The following is a 16,941-nucleotide window of genomic DNA, read 5'->3' on the forward strand; positions in this document are numbered from 1 at the left end:
AAAACAAAAAAAAAAAGAAAACCACCAAGACAAAAAAAAGAGAGAACACCAACAAATGAACACGAACAAAGCAAACCTTGAAACCATCGTCCTCGAAAAACCTCAACGCTTCACCGGCCTCAACGAAGAAAGCGCCACCGCCTACCTCCTCGGCATCCAACGCGGCGCCAGAGCCCTCAAAAAAGAAATCATTGACCAAGGAGACGAACAACTCAAAACCCTCGCTCGTCAAGCAACAGGCTACCACAACGACAACCTCCCCCCCACCAGCCCCTACCGAACCAGCATCAAACTCGACAACATCACCTTCCCCTACTGCATCAACATAAAAATAACAACGCCCTCGTACAGCGCTGCACTCCAACGCATCTACGGCTTCCTCGAAACAACCATAGAAGACCTGCGAGAAGGCATACGCAAAGACAACGTCCGCAAACTCGACGGAGAACCGTACATCGACACCGCCTACCTCCTCTCCCGATGCATCGGGCACATCTCCCGACAGCAACACCTCGGCCTCGAAATAAAAAGAGACAAAGACTTCCCTTCAGTCACCTCACCAAACCGCCTTCTCATCCCCCTCCACTACCTCACCAACGGCTTCACCATCACCACTCCAGGAGCGGCACGATTCTGGCTCACCGCTGAAGACTTCTACAACGACATCAAAAACAACACACTCCAACGCTTCGAAAAAGCAGTGGAAGAACACGCCGCCCAAGCAGCAAAAGAACCGCTCCCGAACGAAACACTCCGGGGCTGGCTTCAAATCAGCAATTACGCGTTCGCCGTCACGCGCGTCCCGCAACGAGTGCGAAGCATAGGAAAAACCCTCGACCAACTCTTCAAAATCCCAACGCCCCCACCAAAAGAAGAAAACGCAAGGCCCGTCATCATCACACCGCAAAACTACGAAGACCTCCTCAAAGAACGAAGACCCTTCATAGACCAAACCATCACCCGAAGCAAAGACCTCAACGGCAAACTCGGCGAAATCATCGCTATCCACCTCGGCCTCCACCACGACGACACCTGCACCGCAAAACTCCCCTTCATCCCCCACTACGACCCCCGAGAACAAGGAAACAAAATCTACATCGCCCTCCAAACCCTCTACGATCGCCTCCGCTCCCTCGAAGAAAACCTCAAAGGCGCACGAACCCTCGACTACCACTCCGCACACCCCATCGCCTAAAAACCACAACAACCAAGAGAACGCGAGAGAAGAAAAAAAGCAACCTCACCACACAATACCAACATCATCCAAGTTCACCACGGGCTTAGGAAACCTCGAAAAATCATCAAAACCCAGGCGCGGACACGCCGTATTAACAAAAACTTCAACAAAGGGAAAATCTTCCAGCGATTCAGGCACTACCACATCCATCAAAAAAACAAAGAACTCCTTATCAACAAACCGCTCCCGAAGCGACAACGCCGCAGACAAGCGCTGCTGACCCGACTTCGTCGTCACCACTACGCCAACTCTCTTCGCCCCAAAAAAAGCAGCCAAGGCTCCTTTGCGTTGCCTCTTCACCCGCCGAATCCACCCTTCCTCAAACCGACACCACTTACCCGAAACAGGATTGAAACAAAACACAGGAAGCTCGTTCCCAATCACAAGCGCCTGGGGATGAAACTCCCCATCCCCCACATACAAAAACGCATCAGCAGCAACAGCGACCGGCAACGTACTACACCCCAAGAGCTGACCTTCCTCCCACGTGTGCCGCATACGCGTCAAAACCACTTCCTTCCCCGCCTCGCGCAACTGCTCCCCTAACAAACCCCTCACGTGCGCAAGCTGCGCCGTCGTGAACAACGCCACCTTACGCGGCAATGACGAGAGCAAACGCTGAGGAAGAACGACATCGCCCTCAAGCCGGGTCTGAATATGGACAACACGCATAGAACAAGAGCAAACCTACAACATTATATAAACATGTTGCCTCGCGCTTCCCAACTCCGCCGAACCACCAACAACACCCGCCGCTACGCAAAACAAAGACCCTTCCTCCCTATTGCTCCGAACCTTCACCATCGCCACCCATCTCCTTTTTGGCCCGCTCCCTCGCCTCTTCAATGGTGATCTGACCAAAACACGTCTCAAAAAAATCACACTGCCCCGTCGCCCACTTGCACAACGGCCCAACATTCTTTGGATAATCACTCATAGAAATTGACTGCGTATTCACCTGAATAGCCTGACATTCTTTTTTTGCAAACGCAATCAAATCATCATTCACATCAAGGTAGGATTCCTCTCCAAATTTCAAGAAGTGAATCCCCACCTTGTCAGGCCGCCGCCCATTATTTGCTTCCTGATACAACAACGCATAAATCGAAAGCTGCAAGCGGTACTCATCAGAAATCCTGTTTGACTTGCTCGTCTTGTAATCCAAAATCCTCACGCCTGCCTCATCCTCATAAATAGCATCAATATACCCCCTAACAAAAAAAGTCCGCGACTCTAAAAACACTTCAGTCTTCGGAACGAGACGCCGAAACGCAGGAACCAGCCCCGCCTGAGCAACCAAGGGATGCAACCGATTCATAAAACGCGTAAACCATTTTTGCAACATCTCCTTTGACTCCATATAATACTGGTAAAGCTCATCCCTTCCCAAACCAAGCTTATTAAACTCCTCGCGCACCTCATTCCAACGCTGCCTCAACAAATCATGCAAGAGTGTGTTGAGCTCAAACTGATAATTCTGCTCATTCACCCGCTCAATGTCAACCTTGAAAAAATCTTCAAGAGCGTTGTGCACCGCGTTTCCCCGCAAGGTATGCACACTCGGCCGTGATGGCAAATTCTCAATGTAACGGTAATAATACTTCCTCGGGCACTGCTTATACGTGTTAATCGATGAAGGACTCTGCATTCGCGACATACGCCAGAGACGGAACAAACCGCGCTTATAAACCTTACGCACGGTTGAACAGTGAAAAAACCCCCTTCAGAGACACTCGTGACGCCACAACACTCCTGCACACGCCCCGCACACCCTTGCACCAAAAAAAAACCAAAAACCACTTAAAACACCAACAACAAAAACAAGACAAGAAAAAAAATCTTGCTGCAAAGACCGCACAACGAAATGCATTCAACCAACACCCACGTTATCAACAAAAAAGCGTTCGCACACGCCGCCAAAAGAAACCCCCGCAGCCACAAAGGTGACAACGGCACCGTCCTCGTCATAGGCGGCAGCGACACCTACACGGGCGCGCCCATCCTCGCTGCAACAGCCGCCCTTCGAGCTGGCGCCGACAAAGTCATCCTCGCCGCACCCAGAAGCGTCGCAATAGCGGCAAACACGTACACCCCCGACCTCATCACCATCAAACTCCCGGGAAACAAGCTCTCCACAACCCACCTCCCCCTCCTCAAAAAAGCAGCACAGGAAGCAGACATCGTCCTCATCGGAAACGGGGCGGGAAGCAACACGATGTCAGTCATCAAGGCCTTCCTCGCCTGGAGAAAAAAACAACTCGTCATCGACGCGGACGCAATCCAAGCAACCAACCTCGCCACCGTGCACAACACCATCCTCACACCTCACACAAAGGAATTCAACAAACTCCTCGCAGCAAACCGCACAACAAAGGAACAACTCGCCAGCAAACTCGGAACCAACACCATTCTCCTCAAAGGCCACCACGACCTCATCATCACCGCAAAACAGACATGGAAAAATACAAGCGGCACCGCAGCAATGACCGTTGCAGGAACAGGAGACGTCCTTGCAGGCGTTTGCGCAGGACTCTACGCTCAAATAAAAGAAAACACACTTAGCGCGCGTATCGCAGCCTACGCCACAGGCAAGGCAGGAGAGCAACTCGAAAAACACGTTGGAAACGGCCTTCTCGCAAGCGACCTCCTCCTCGCAATCCCAAAAACACTTCGCAAACTCTGCATCTGGACATAACCAGCACGAAGAAGAAAAGAAAACTAAACCATTCTCGAGAAACAAACACAAAAAACCATTCTGCACTGCCTTGACGCCAAACCAGAAGACCAGCTCCCCCAACACGCAAATCCATCACGCCAATATGTGATAAAACGTCTCGAAAATAGGCGTGTCCGTCGTGACAGAAACAAACGAAGCCCCTACGTGCTCGCACGCATCCTTAATCGCAAAAATATGCGTTTCCAACCGGTCCTGATACACTTTCTTCATCCGCTCAGAAATATACGTGCGCAAATGCTGACGAGACTCCACATCCTCCAAGAGCACGTCACCCGACACGGCCAAGTCACGCTCGGCAGGATCAAGCACCTGCACCAGAAAAAGCTCGGACTTCCTGTATCGCTGCAACACTTCCCGAACCTCTTCAATCGGATAAAGAAAATCAGAAATAAACACTATAAGAGAACGAGAGCGAACCATTCGCCGATACGACTCCATCGTCGAACGCAAATCAGACTGACCCACAATCTTCATCCGCGAAAGCACATCCGCCATAGCAACAATCTGGCTCGACCCCCTCGACGCACGCAACGGATCCGCCTTCGTCGAGAACGTACTCAGATTGAACTTCTCATTATTCCGAAGCGCCATGTAAGCGAACCCCAACCCCAGCATCGCCGCATAATCAAACTTCGGAATCGTCTTCCCATACCCCATCGAGCCACTATTATCCACCAAGATGTGCACTGTCAAATTCCGCTCCTCTTCGTACCGGCGAATGAACAACTTGTCCGTCCTTGCAAACACCTTCCAGTCAATGTGCCGAAAATCGTCTCCGGGAACGTATTCTCGGTAATCTTGAAACGTCAAGCCAGACCCGAACGTGCGAGACTCCCTATCTCCCTGATAATCAGCATGCACCTTCTTCTTCAAAATCAACTTAAGCCGGTCCAACTGATGCAAAAACTCAAGGTCAATCGCCATACGCCACCTTCAAAACCCTCTTTCCAAGAGAGGAACGCCACACAACAAGATACACAAGCACGCCCGCCTCCCTACTTGAGCACTTCCTTAATAACGTCATCAGGCGACTTGCCGTCACGCTCTGCCTTGAAATTCAAAATAATCCTGTGCCGAAGTACCGGGTACGCCATGTCCTCAACATCCTTCACGCTCACGTACTTGCGCCCGTCCAGGAGCGCCTTCGCCTTCGCGGCCAAGACCAGCGCGAGCGACGCGCGAGGAGATGCTCCGTACTCAATAAGATCGGGAAGCTCCCTCGTCCTGCGAACAACATCCACCGCCCGCTTCTTAATATCATTCGCAATAGGAACTTGGCGCGTCAAACGCTGAAGCAACTTGACCGACTCCCCGCTCAAGAGCACTTTCAAATCACTTGGCTCCTGCGCCTTCGTATACCGATCAACAATCTCTATCTCCTCGTCCTTTTCAGGATACCCCACCAAGATCTTGAGCAAAAACCTGTCCGTTTGCGCCTCCGGCAACGGGTACGTTCCCTCCTGATCAATCGGGTTCTGCGTCGCGAGCACAAAAAACGGCTCATCAAGCTTGAACGTCTGATTCCCCACCGTGACCTGACGCTCCTGCATTGCCTCAAGAAGAGCCGACTGCGTCTTGGGCGTCGCGCGATTAATCTCATCGGCCAAGACGATATTTGCAAAAATAGGACCTCTCTGGAACCGAAACACTTTCTTCCCATCCTTCTCCTCAATCATGTACGTGCCCGTGATGTCAGAAGGCATCAAGTCGGGCGTTGACTGAATACGGTTAAACTTCAAATTCAAGACTTCAGCAATCGCCTTGACCATGCTCGTCTTCCCAAGACCTGGATAACTCTCAAGCAACGCATTACCATTACACAAAATAGCAACAAGAATCTGCTCAACAACGGCACGCTGCCCTACAATCTTCTTCCCGACCTCGCCGACAATATTGCTGAACGTCGCCTTCAACTTGTCAATGTTCTTCACAAAATCAATATCTCCCATTCACGTCCACCTCTCAACTCATTCGGGCCCTTCCCGCCTTGTTGCATCTCTCTTGGAGCCCTATTGGAGCTCCTTTACCTTCTGCGAATACTCCGAAGCCAACGCGGCTTCACGAATCGCCTTCTGATTGCTCGGGGCGTCGGCAACAGCCTCCACACCCTCATCATAAAAAAAGTTTTCGGCCTTTTTCTTCACCTCATCCGGATCTTCCACCTCGTTGAAGTTAATCTTATTCAAATGCGGCGTGAAGACGATTTCAGTGTCAACCTTTCCAATCCTCGCGGCCAAAGGATCTTCAAGCTCCTCACTGACCTGGCCAGTCTGATTCCCTCCTTGCTGCCACCACGCAAACACCGCGTCAAACGGGTTGTCAAACAACCCCAAGTCCACCCTGAACGAAGCAAGCAAAACAATGGCGACACTCAGGAACGTGATAATCAAAATCTTCACAACAACCACCCGCGCCTCGAGAAAACTCCCTCCAGAAACAGTCTTCATGCGCTCCATCAAATCACGAAACATCGCCCTCACCATCAAATTATCCTCGTCCATATTGTCGTTTGCAGTCCGCAAGATCTCCCGCACTTGCGGATTCTTCTCCTCAATCACGTGCAAACGCACCTTGCGCACCTGCTTATACGTTGTGTATACGAAATACGCGGTGGCGGCGTAGATCGACCAGAGCGCCCGAATTGAAAACAACGAAAACACGAGGTGAATCACGAAGAAGAAAATCACGGTGTTGAGCATAGCATTGACAAAAACAACCTTAATGATCTCCATCCACACTTCATCAAACAACTTCCTTATCGACCGCATACGCCAACAAACCCCCGGATGCCGCTAGCCCGCCTGGCAAGCCGCAAGGTCATCCTCCAAATTGTCAATTTCGTCACGCAAGCTATCAACCAAATCATTCAAATCTTGAATGCGCTTCTCATACTCACGCTGATCCTTCTGCCTTGCAAGCCGCTCGTCCTCGTACAACTTCTTGAGGCGTTCCTTCTCAACATTTGCAAGTTGCAAATTCCTCTCGACCTTCTGCTTCTCCTCTTCAAGACTCGCAAGCTCCGCCACCTTCTTGGAGTAGAGTATGTCATACTTCTCAACATCCTGCTCCGTCGTGTTCAACTCAGTCAAGACAGCCGAGAGCTGCTCACGATAACTCTCAACTTGCTCTTTGCAAACAGACAGATTCGTCAATGTCAAATCCGTCGTTGTCGCAAGTACCTTAAAATTGTCCTGAAAAAAAATAGTGACGCCTGTAAACGTCATGATAACAAAAACTAATAGGAAGAGCAAGAACAAGTTAATATGGTTGCTCATGAACTTCGATGACACGTTTCTCCCTTACCTCCTCCTCTCATAACGCCTGCGAAGGACAAGCTCTACCAAGTACACAACGAGTGCCAAGGCGATGAGCGGCCAAACAATGATCGTTCGCTCCACCACCACCCGCCGGGCAGCAGTCTTCGCACACGAGACGATACGGTCCACCTCTGCAGGTTTAAAAGGTTTACTGCACCGCACGGCAGCCTCAGCACCCCCCTGCGTCTCCACCACACTCCACGTAACCTCTGCCAAGGACTGCAGGCCCGGATCCACCCCGACCCGCTTGTACTCCCTCACGTAATTCACCGCGAACACGGCGCCAAGAAGCGAAGAAAATCCTTGATCCGGCGCGGAGAACGTCGCCGAATACGTGTTCGGCCCCTCTTTCGTGAACTCCAAGTACTCAGAAGAAGGAATTTTCTTCGAGCGAAGCACAAGCTTGGCCTCCTTTCCAACTTCCACATCAGGAACGTCAATGAAATACTCCGCCTTTCGCTCAGGATCCCCAACAGCCCAGTTCAAAATCCTCGTTACCAAAATCGAGTTTTCCTTCGTCAACAAGGGCCCGAGAGAATCACCACGAAACACCGTCAAAGCAGCAACTCTCCCATTCCCATACTTCCACACCGTCAAAGCCGGATCCCCCGCGTCCGTCGTGGCCAAGAGCTGCGCTGATGCCTTCGGCACCACTTGATTCCACCCGTTCAATGAAGGATACACGCCCAGCGCGTCCATATCCCTCGTGATGAAATGATTCAGGCTTAAATAAAACAAGGTGAAATCATCGCCGAACTCCTTATTCTCAGGATCCCCAAACAAAATCTTCACCTTGTTCACTTCACGTGAAGGCACGTAAACGCCGTCCCCACGCTTTGCAAGGACGTCACGCAAGAACGCCTCGTCAATGTTGCGATCATCACGCCCCACCCCGATGACAAACGTCTGAATACCCAAGCGCCTCGCTGACTCCACATACTCTGCGAGCTGCTCACGCGTGCGCCCCTGAAACTTCCCATCGGTCAAGAGAATAATGCGCTTATCCCCTGTCGTTTTCGACAACAAATTCACCGCGTCCCGAAACGCAACGTCAGGAAACGAATTTCCGCCGCCGCGAAGGTTCACGACCTCGTCAATCAACTTCTTCTTAATATCATAGTACTTGTTCATCGGGGAACCCGGGGGGGGCTCAAGCCGCTTCATCGTCGCGGCAACAGCCTCCGAAGCGGAACCGAACTTGCTCCCCACAGTACTAATACCGAACGCGTTCGCGCCCACGCGGTGAGTCGGGTCAAGCACTTCCAAAATCTCAATAACACGATTCTTAATCATCTCCACTGGAGCAACCTTGTCACGCACCTCTTCCAAAGAACCGTCAGGCTGCACGACCCAGCGAACATTCTGCACGCCACCAGAGACATCAATAACAAACATCAAATTCTGGTTCCCCTTCTTCTTCTGCGCCTTCCCAACCCGCACCGGAAGCAGAGACTCAAATGGGCTGTTCTTATACCCGCCCCGCTCAAACGAGTCGAAACCACCAAAAACAACCAAGCCGTTCCCGTAGAAACCCCCGTTCTCATCAATGAGGTACTCCCCGAGCTTGTCGGCATTGCGAAGCTTCTCAGCAGGAACGTCATTCACCACAACCGCATAATACGGTTCAAGATCATCAGGAAGCGAGGAGCGAACCTCCACATCAAACAGCTTGCGAAGCACCACGAGAAGAGGATCCCTCGAACTCCCCACGTACAAAATTTTCGGCTTCTCAAGCACCTTCACCGTCATGTAATACTCGTTATTCATGGCAAAGAAGTCTTCCCCCGAAATCCTCGCGGTCAACTTATGATACCCATCCTGAAACGACGCCTTAAACTCCTTGTACGTCGTCGCCCCGCCCGGCTCGAGCTCAACGTCTTCATCAAGAACAACCTCATCATCCACCTGCACGGTCAACCGCACCCTATCCCGCAATACCGACGTAATCCCAACAGCGTACGTGTTCTCCACATCAGCAAGCGTCCTGCGCGGCCCGGTGATAAAAACAGATGCTTCCCGCTCCTTCGGCGTCAACTCAATGGTGCTCACGGTCGCGTTCAAATTCGTCGCGAACAAGCCAACGTCATCAAGCGACGTCCCCCCTGTGACACGCCCATCTGTTACGAGCAGGACATTCGCCCCTTGCTCAAGATTCTGCAGAATACCATCACCAATAAAGGAGTCCTCCCCTAACGCAAGGGAACGAACCGAAACAGGAAGGTAGGCCTCAAGAGAGTCCTTCAACTCAGGAAGGAACGAGCGGTCAAACACCTGCATGCTGGTCGAGTTATCAACCAAGAGCAAAATCCTCGGACTCCCTTCCGTCACTCGCCTCACCTCGCCGTACGGCTCAGCCAAGGCAAGAATCAAGACCACCAGCAAAACTATCCTCGTCACGAACAGCCACGCACGAAGCTTCCTACGCCTGCGCACGTCCTGCTTGGTCAGCTTCACTTTCGCAAGCGACTTAAAAACAAGGAATACCAAGAGCAAGACCCCAGGGACCAATAACAAGAACGCTTCGGGCCGGAGCAACTTAACATCAAAAATCCCGAACGGAACGCTGAACGACAACCAATCAAGCCAACTCGCCATGTTCTAACAATCACCTCGAAACTTTATGTACACGAGCTCAAGGAACAAGAGCAGCAGCGCCGCCACGATAAACCACGGCGTGAGTTCGAGCGGTTGCTTCTTCACCTCTCCAGACCCGAGCCGCTCCTTCCCTGCTTCCTCATCACGCGTAAACACGCTACTCTCCCTATCCGATCGGAGCGTTGCAGCGATGACGCGGTCAGGAAACTCGTACAAACCCTCGTTATCTAAGGAAATAAAGTTTGTTTCAACAACCCCTCCCTTTGGTAACCGCACCCGAACAAGCTTATCAAAACTCAACTGCGTCCCTGTCGGATAATTGAGCGTGTTCACATCAGGCTTGTTCGTCAAAAAATCCACCATTCGCTTCCAAAACACCGGGTACGTATTATCCAACGGGAAGGTGCTAAAGCCATCAAAAAAACCGTAGTAGAGCACGTAGCCCGCGCCGACCTTCTTGAGCGCAACCATGGGCGTTTGCACATCATCATCCCCCCTCGCCAATACCGTCACGCCAGGCAGCGCCGACGTCTTAAAATACTTCGATGCCTGACCGAACTCAATGTCCTCTGTGAGCAGGCTCTTTATCGGCAACTCAACATTGAGTCGCGACTCTCCCTCCGCAACGAAACGAACTGGCAAAAGATTGCCAAAATCGATTGCGAAAAGGCCTTCCTGAGGCATAACCACCAAAGCAGCACCTTCCTCTCGCACGAGGCGACCAATCTCTTTCACCACACTGGGTAACAGCAAACTCACATCCACATCCTTAATTATGAACAACGAATACTGGGACAAGTCCGTCGTGGAGGGCGGCTCAACATAATCCAAAACAATCTTTGTGGCGGTCTTCTCCCCAATCAAGTCAAAAGCCAGCTGCAAAAAACCCTGCTTTGCTTGCGGGTTGTTCGTAATCATCAACGCACGAACCGTTCGCTCAACCGGCGTGCTCACATACGCTTTGTTATCAACAACGAACCCGTCATCAGCCTCCAAGACAACTTCGTTCACCCCATTCGGCGTGGGGAACTTGACCAACTCAGTCGCGTGAGGACCGAGCAAGAGCTCCTCGCTCGTGTTCGACACCCGCAGCACGACACGCTCCGGGCGGTCATTATAATTTTTCACCCACACCGTAGACTCATCCTCGCGAACATCCAAATCAATAATGCCAACATTCTCCACAGGCTCCCACACATCAATAAGCTCAACAACAGCGCCTTTTGAGCGAATCGCTTGCAGCGCCGTTTCAAAATTCGCCCCGCCTGCAGTGTTCACGAAATCCGACGCGACAACGACCCTGCTAGACTCCCCCACGAAGTCACCTGCAAGAATCAACGCATCATAAAGATTCGTCGTTGTTTCAACAGGCTCAAGCGACCGAATAAGCTCCTTGGCAGAGGTCTCATCACCCTCCTCCATAACCAACTCCGCAACGTTCTTGACTACAATCACCGTGTTTTCCTTCCCCAACGTATCAAGAACAGCATCCTTCGCCCGCTCAAAACGATCTCCTGCCTGCATCGAGGCAGACACGTCAAGGACAACAACTGTTTCCTGCGCAAGCGAAACCTTCGGCACTTCTACAAAAGGCTTTGCAGCAGCCAAGGCGAGCAAGAGAATAACGAAGAGCTGCAAGAAAAAGAGAATGTCACGAAGGAAATTGCGCAGAAATGCGTTCACGTTCGTCTTGCCCATGTCCTTCAGGATGAACATCAAAGAAGGAATCGCTTCGTGTTTAGGCCTCGGGCGGATAAGGTAAAAAATGATGAATGGAATAAGGGCTAGCAGCGCCCAGAGCCCTGCCGGAAACAAAAAATGCTCCGTTGCAAAACGGGACGGTGAAGACACAAGCTCTCCTGCACCTGCAATAACTCCCTGCCACCACACCATGCCAGAAACACAAACATCAGTGATTTATAAAAAGTGTGGTTTTTTCCTCGTTCCTGCTCTAGCATCCACTCGCCGTCCTTTTCTTACAAGGCTTACAAGGAGCATTCTGCAAGAACCCCTCTTCGTGCAGAAGGCTAAAAATGGCAAAAAAACGCATCCGGCAACCACCAACAACCCCCTTCACAACAACTCACGCTTCAACTCGAGCCCGAGGTCACCTTTGCATCTTCTCTCTGCACCGCTTCTTCGTGCTCAAAAAGAAGAAGCGCCGCGCCTAGTGCACCAGCAAGACCGCCAAGGCGGGACCGAACAACACGCACCTTCCTCGCTGAAGGATGAGCGTATGATCTCACACGCGCCTCCAACTCGGAAATGACCGGCAGATCACTGACGCTCCCTCCCACGACGATGAGGTCAAGGCCAAGAACGGAAGCCAACCCGCCCAGCACCCTCCCCAACGCATCAACAGCGGTAAGGACGACCTTCCGCCCTCCAGCGCCGCCACGCTCCCAGAGCGCGTCAACACGCTCAAACACTCGCTTGTCACGCTTCCTTGTGCGCCTCCCGGCGAGCGCGGCGTACCGCTTCAGCATAAACTTCCCGCCAGCGATTGACTCTACACTTCCACGAACGCCGAGGCCTGAACGAAGCGGCCACGAAGGATCAAGAACGACATGACCAATCTCCCCAACAACACCGCTTCGCGCCCTCAACAAGTTTCCGCCAATGACGAGCCCCCCACCAACACCAGTCCCCCACGTGACGCCAAGAACGTTTTGCACACCTCTCGCAACGCCCAACCGCGCCTCTGCAAGCGTGAAGCAGTCAGCATCGTTACCAACCACCACCCGTCCCAGTGACAAGAACCTCCTGCGAACGTCAAACCCGGAAAAAGAAGGAATATTAGGCACCTCTCCCAGCGCTCCCTTCCACGGCACCACACCAGGAATACCAATACCTACACCAGCAACCTCGTCCTGCAACGCCTTGCTCTCAACCTCCCGCGCAAGAAAGCGCAAGCAATGCAACATCCTGTTCACGACGAACTCCCGCCCAAACACCGCACCCGTTTTGACCTTGCACGCGGCAACCACGTGCCCATCACGTCTCATAACCACTCCTGCAATCTTTGTCCCGCCAACGTCAAGGCCAATGCTCAAGCCCGTTTTCCGCGCGCCACCCTGCCCCTCTGCCACGCCTCTCACGCCCCCGCCCTGCGCCTTTACAACTTTGCTCGTCTTCAACTCAGACCGCATAACCACACTCCATTCTATGATACTTAATATAAGTTTCTATGGGAGCTTCTATGGGAGCCACGTGCAGGTTTGCAAGAATCCAAAGACACGCCGTCCCTTGCGAACCCCGCATCTTGTGAAGAAAACGCAAGAAAACAAAAACCGTTCCCCGCAAACCTCACAAGCGCTTTCGCCTACCGCAAGCACCCCCCACAGCAAGGCTTTTAAAGGTGGCGCGCTCAGTACCTTCTGTTCCACGATGGTCCGGCAACAAAAATCGATCCTGCACAACCGCCGCGCGTATCTTCTCCTCGCCCTCCTCGCAATGCTCATCCTCCTCACGCACACCCATCCCTCCCTCGCAGCCTGCATTCAACAAGACGACTGCGACGGGGATGGCGTCAGCACAGCACAAGACTGCAACGACAACGACCCTGACGTCGGATGGGTGAACGACGAAGCAGCCTTTGAGGACTATTGCGACGACGGAAAAGACAACGACTGTGACGGCATCATCGACTGCACCGAACTCAACTGCAGACTCTCCTACGGCTACCCAGGCGGCGCGTGCGAAGGCTGCTTTGACTGGGACAGCGACGGAGCCGTAACGGACCAGGCAACATCGTGCCCGACCGGCGGCGTGTACGACTGCTACGACCCCATCATGAACCCCGAGGACCCAAGCACGCTCATCTTCCTCGCGCCACGATCCCTCTACCCTGACATCGACCCCACCTGCGACTGTGACCTAGACAACCAACCCCCTCTCGAATACGAAATCTGTGGCAACGGCATCGACGACGACTGCTTCCGGGACGACACGCTCGGCAAAGACCCTGCTTGCACCCAACCTTGTTCTGCCGTGGATCAAGACGGCGACCAATACGGAACACCCCCCCAATGGAACTGCGAGAACAATAAACGCTACAACATCATCATTCCCGACTGCGACGACACCAACCCGAACATCTACCCACAGAATCCGAACCCGTACTGCGACTGCGACCCCTCCAACGGCGTCAAGCAAGAAGCAGACATTTGCGGCAACGGCATCGATGAAGATTGCGACGGGCAAGACCTCTCATGCTCCCAAAGCTGCACGGACAACGACAATGACGGGTACGGCTCCCAAGCAAGCAGCCAATGCGCCCAGACAGGACTTGACTGCAACGATGCCGACGCGGCCGTCAACCCAGGGGCTACAGAGCTTTGCACAAACGGAAAAGACGACGACTGCGACGGGAGCGTTGACTGCGACGACGCAGACTGCTTCGCCGCCTGCCAAACGTGCACGGACACCTGCACCAGCCTCGGAAAAGCCTGCGGACTTTGGACCATCTGCAACGAACTCCAAAACTGCGGAACGTGCCCGCAAGGACAAAGCTGTAATGCTAACGGGGAATGCGTCAATGAATGCGTCCCCACTCACGCTTTTGAAATATGCGGCAACAGCGTCGACGAGGACTGTGACGGCACCATTCTTGAAACCTGCTCTTGCCAAGCGTTCGACCAAGACGCGGACGGATACAGCACCTTTGACCAAAGCAAATGCCCTGCACCTCCCGGAGGGGCGGACTGCGACGACACCAACCCTGCCATCAACCCAGGCGCGGCCGATATTTGCGGTAATGGCATTGATGAAAACTGCCAAGGAGGAGACAGGGAATGCTCCTGCATCGACGAGGACGGGGACGGCTACTTCGCCCAAGACCCAATCTTTTGCCCCAACCCTGCCGGAGGCGCGGACTGCGACGACACCAACCCCGCCATCAACCCCGGCGTCGCAGGACCGTACTGCAGCTGCCCTGCAAACCCTTCCGAAGAAGTCTGCGGCAACGACGTTGACGAGGACTGCAGCGGCGCAGCGGCAGGATGCACTACCTGTTCCGACGGCACCTTCGACGGAGAGTGCAACACGAAGGGGGAAGTGTGCGACGCACAAACGAACACGCTCACGTTCAACTGTGACCTGTGCCAAAACGCGTGCGGAACCGGCTTCATCTGCGAAAACAACGCCTGCGTCCCCACGACAGGGACTTGCACGGACGGCACCCCTAGCGGCGCTTGCAACGCGCAACACGAACTCTGCCAAGACACAGGAGGCGCGGGGAGCGGCTCGCCTCCTCACCAGTACCAACTCGAGTTCGACTGCGAAACGTGCGGGTGTGACGAAGGCTACGTGTGCAGCGAAAACACTTGCGTCAACCTAGCAGACATCACCCTCCTCCTCCCCCCCATCTTCTCAACCACGCCGCCTTCCCAACAAATACCCGGCCAGCCGCGGCCCCACTCGCTCACCGACCTCATCAACCAACCCGTTCACGAATGCGGAGCCCAATGGGCATGCTCGGCGTGGGGGCCGTGCACGAACAACGTTCAACAACGCACGTGCACGGAAGTTACTGCACTCGGGTGCGGCAAGCCAGCAACAACGAGAATCTGTACTCAGCACCAAGAGAGCCAAGAAAAAACCGGCGAAACCATTCCTGGCCTGGCCAAGACTCCGGAGCAAGAAGAAACAACAAAATCAGACTCCGCAAAAGAGGACGAAAACGCAGAAACACGCGCTCGCACGTTCCTCGGCGCCCCTTCGTGGATAGGAATAACCGTCCTTGCCCTCTTTCTTATCATTATCATCAGCCTGGCTCTTCTCAAGCTCTTGGCTCCAAAACATCCCGACACGTACTCCCCATCACCACCCCTCCAAACACAGAACAACAACTGGCAACACCCCCCCGCCACACAAGCCACGCCAGGAACACCGCCACCCACGCCAGCGCAACAACAACCCTTCGCGACACCGCAACCTCCAGGACTGCCCCCTGTTGAGCTGCGCATCAACCAACTAAAAGCCCAAGGCCTCGGCTACCTGGCAATAAAAATACGGCTCGTCAACGAAGGCTACCCCCTCCCCGTCATTGAAGAAGCAATGCAACGCAGCAACTAACCAACCACTTTTCAAGAAGGAACGTTTCTGGAGAGGCCAGAGGCGCACGTCTTCGTCACCCGCACGTGTCACCTATCTTTCGCGCGATTAATCGCGTCTGAGAACACTGCAAAGCTTGCCTCGCCGAGTATCGTTTCGTTATGCACAAAGAAGAACGGGACAACCTGCACACCAAAGCGCAGTCCTTCTGAGCGATCAAACAAGACTTCCCGCTCAAGCTTCCTCGAGCTCAAGCACTCATCAAAAAGCTCGCCATCCATTCCGTCAATTTCCCTCGCCAAACGAAAAAACACTGCCGCGTCACGAGATGAACTTGCCTCTTTCTGCTTGGCAAATAGCAAGGCCAAGTACTGCTCAAACAAGCCCTGTTCTCGCGCACACTCAAGCGCTGACGACGCCTCAACTGCGAGGGGGCGTAGTTCCTGCAAAGGAAAGTCACGAAACACCCAACGAACAACACCGCTATCAATGAACTCCTCCTTTAAACGAGGAAACTCTCGCTCATGAAACGCCTTGCAGTACGGGGAAAGCACATCGCAAAATTCGACAACAACAACCGACGCGTTCGCCTCGCCCCAAAAGAAGTCGTCATTCACGAGCTGACGCGCCAACACAACAGGCTCTTGCACGTCAACCCGCGCTTCCTCAGCGCCCTTGAACACACCAAACCCCTTCGTTCCCAAAAAACCAATCACGATCAGGATGCCAAAAAAAATCGCAAGGGCAACAAGGTTTTCCTTGCGCTCCTCGCGGCGCTCGGCGTCCTCTGCACGAGGAGACTTTCGCGCTCTTTTTTCGTTCTGGACAGGCGCCTTGACGGAGGACCTGCCTTTGGGCGAACTCCCCCCTCGACGCTCACGACTAACCCGCACACGTCTTTCCTGACCTGCGTGCTGCCTTGCTTGATGCCTTTGACCGGCCATCGTGCTCTTGTGCTCATCCGCCTCTCTATTTATAATTTTTGTACTTGTTAGTTTTTT

14 protein-coding genes are annotated in these 16,941 nt (G+C 53.2%); 4 read left to right on the forward strand and 10 right to left on the reverse strand.

Annotated features, from left to right (window positions below; all coding sequences use genetic code 11):
- Positions 1 to 1,195: hypothetical protein (locus tag D6783_04250; GenBank protein ID RME52565.1), on the forward strand; the 1,195-nt coding region annotated here is incomplete at its 5' end.
- 45 nt (positions 1,196 to 1,240) lie between these two features.
- Here the strand turns inward: D6783_04250 and D6783_04255 are convergent.
- Together D6783_04255 and D6783_04260 are read right to left on the reverse strand one after the other, a co-directional pair.
- Positions 1,241 to 1,909 carry a hypothetical protein gene (locus D6783_04255; protein ID RME52566.1) on the reverse strand — a complete coding sequence of 223 codons (669 nt, stop codon included), beginning with the start codon at positions 1,907 to 1,909 and terminating at the stop codon, positions 1,241 to 1,243.
- A 109-nt stretch (positions 1,910 to 2,018) separates the two neighbouring features.
- A complete protein-coding gene (locus tag D6783_04260; protein RME52567.1) occupies positions 2,019 to 2,894 on the reverse strand; it encodes a PD-(D/E)XK nuclease family protein in 876 nt (291 codons plus the stop codon).
- Between D6783_04260 and D6783_04265 the strand changes: the two genes are divergently transcribed.
- Entirely contained in the window at positions 2,870 to 3,184 is a 315-nt protein-coding gene (locus tag D6783_04265; protein RME52568.1) for a hypothetical protein, read from the forward strand. The genes D6783_04260 and D6783_04265 overlap by 25 nt on opposite strands.
- Complete coding sequence (locus tag D6783_04270) at positions 3,102 to 3,932, forward strand: NAD(P)H-hydrate dehydratase (GenBank protein RME52569.1); 831 nt, start codon at positions 3,102 to 3,104, stop codon at positions 3,930 to 3,932. The genes D6783_04265 and D6783_04270 overlap by 83 nt, the downstream gene beginning before the upstream one ends.
- 114 nt (positions 3,933 to 4,046) lie before the next feature.
- Here the strand turns inward: D6783_04270 and D6783_04275 are convergent, their stop codons facing one another.
- From D6783_04275 to D6783_04305, 7 genes are all read right to left on the reverse strand, one after another.
- A complete protein-coding gene (locus tag D6783_04275; protein ID RME52570.1) occupies positions 4,047 to 4,898 on the reverse strand; it encodes a DUF58 domain-containing protein in 852 nt (283 codons plus the stop codon).
- Between the two features lie 71 nt (positions 4,899 to 4,969).
- On the reverse strand, positions 4,970 to 5,923 hold the full coding sequence (locus D6783_04280) for a MoxR family ATPase (GenBank protein RME52571.1): 954 nt from the start codon (positions 5,921 to 5,923) through the stop codon (positions 4,970 to 4,972).
- A 60-nt stretch (positions 5,924 to 5,983) separates the two neighbouring features.
- On the reverse strand, positions 5,984 to 6,706 hold the full coding sequence (locus D6783_04285; GenBank protein ID RME52572.1) for a hypothetical protein: 723 nt from the start codon (positions 6,704 to 6,706) through the stop codon (positions 5,984 to 5,986).
- Positions 6,707 to 6,766: 60 nt separating this feature from the next.
- On the reverse strand, positions 6,767 to 7,198 hold the full coding sequence (locus D6783_04290) for a hypothetical protein (protein RME52573.1): 432 nt from the start codon (positions 7,196 to 7,198) through the stop codon (positions 6,767 to 6,769).
- Positions 7,199 to 7,273: 75 nt separating this feature from the next.
- Positions 7,274 to 9,886 (reverse strand): VWA domain-containing protein, encoded by a 2,613-nt coding sequence (locus tag D6783_04295; protein RME52574.1) that lies wholly within the window; start codon positions 9,884 to 9,886, stop codon positions 7,274 to 7,276.
- Between the two features lie 3 nt (positions 9,887 to 9,889).
- Positions 9,890 to 11,779, reverse strand: a complete 1,890-nt coding sequence (locus D6783_04300) for a VWA domain-containing protein (protein ID RME52575.1) — start codon at positions 11,777 to 11,779, stop codon at positions 9,890 to 9,892.
- A gap of 197 nt (positions 11,780 to 11,976) precedes the next feature.
- Positions 11,977 to 13,035 carry an ROK family protein gene (locus D6783_04305; GenBank protein ID RME52576.1) on the reverse strand — a complete coding sequence of 353 codons (1,059 nt, stop codon included), beginning with the start codon at positions 13,033 to 13,035 and terminating at the stop codon, positions 11,977 to 11,979.
- Here D6783_04305 and D6783_04310 point away from each other — a divergent pair.
- Positions 12,857 to 15,961: a hypothetical protein gene (locus tag D6783_04310; protein RME52577.1), complete on the forward strand. Its 3,105-nt coding sequence runs from the start codon at positions 12,857 to 12,859 to the stop codon at positions 15,959 to 15,961. The genes D6783_04305 and D6783_04310 overlap by 179 nt on opposite strands.
- 68 nt (positions 15,962 to 16,029) lie before the next feature.
- On the opposite strand, the gene D6783_04315 is transcribed toward D6783_04310, so the two are convergent.
- Positions 16,030 to 16,884 carry a hypothetical protein gene (locus tag D6783_04315; GenBank protein RME52578.1) on the reverse strand — a complete coding sequence of 285 codons (855 nt, stop codon included), beginning with the start codon at positions 16,882 to 16,884 and terminating at the stop codon, positions 16,030 to 16,032.
- Positions 16,885 to 16,941 lie beyond the last annotated feature (57 nt).

It is taken from the genome of Candidatus Woesearchaeota archaeon, from assembly GCA_003694805.1.
In the GTDB taxonomy this organism is placed as follows: Archaea; Nanobdellota; Nanobdellia; order Woesearchaeales; family J110; genus J110.

Coding starts and splice junctions, on each gene's coding strand:
- D6783_04295 (RME52574.1), bottom strand. CDS start 9,886: ATGGCGAGTTGGCTTGATTGGTTGTCGTTCAGCGTTCCGTTCGGGATT.
- D6783_04285 (RME52572.1), bottom strand. CDS start 6,706: ATGGAGATCATTAAGGTTGTTTTTGTCAATGCTATGCTCAACACCGTG.
- D6783_04275 (RME52570.1), bottom strand. CDS start 4,898: ATGGCGATTGACCTTGAGTTTTTGCATCAGTTGGACCGGCTTAAGTTG.
- D6783_04260 (RME52567.1), bottom strand. CDS start 2,894: ATGTCGCGAATGCAGAGTCCTTCATCGATTAACACGTATAAGCAGTGC.
- D6783_04315 (RME52578.1), bottom strand. CDS start 16,884: ATGGCCGGTCAAAGGCATCAAGCAAGGCAGCACGCAGGTCAGGAAAGA.
- D6783_04270 (RME52569.1), top strand. CDS start 3,102: ATGCATTCAACCAACACCCACGTTATCAACAAAAAAGCGTTCGCACAC.
- D6783_04265 (RME52568.1), top strand. CDS start 2,870: ATGAAGGACTCTGCATTCGCGACATACGCCAGAGACGGAACAAACCGC.
- D6783_04280 (RME52571.1), bottom strand. CDS start 5,923: ATGGGAGATATTGATTTTGTGAAGAACATTGACAAGTTGAAGGCGACG.
- D6783_04290 (RME52573.1), bottom strand. CDS start 7,198: ATGACGTTTACAGGCGTCACTATTTTTTTTCAGGACAATTTTAAGGTA.
- D6783_04255 (RME52566.1), bottom strand. CDS start 1,909: ATGCGTGTTGTCCATATTCAGACCCGGCTTGAGGGCGATGTCGTTCTT.
- D6783_04300 (RME52575.1), bottom strand. CDS start 11,779: ATGGTGTGGTGGCAGGGAGTTATTGCAGGTGCAGGAGAGCTTGTGTCT.
- D6783_04305 (RME52576.1), bottom strand. CDS start 13,035: ATGCGGTCTGAGTTGAAGACGAGCAAAGTTGTAAAGGCGCAGGGCGGG.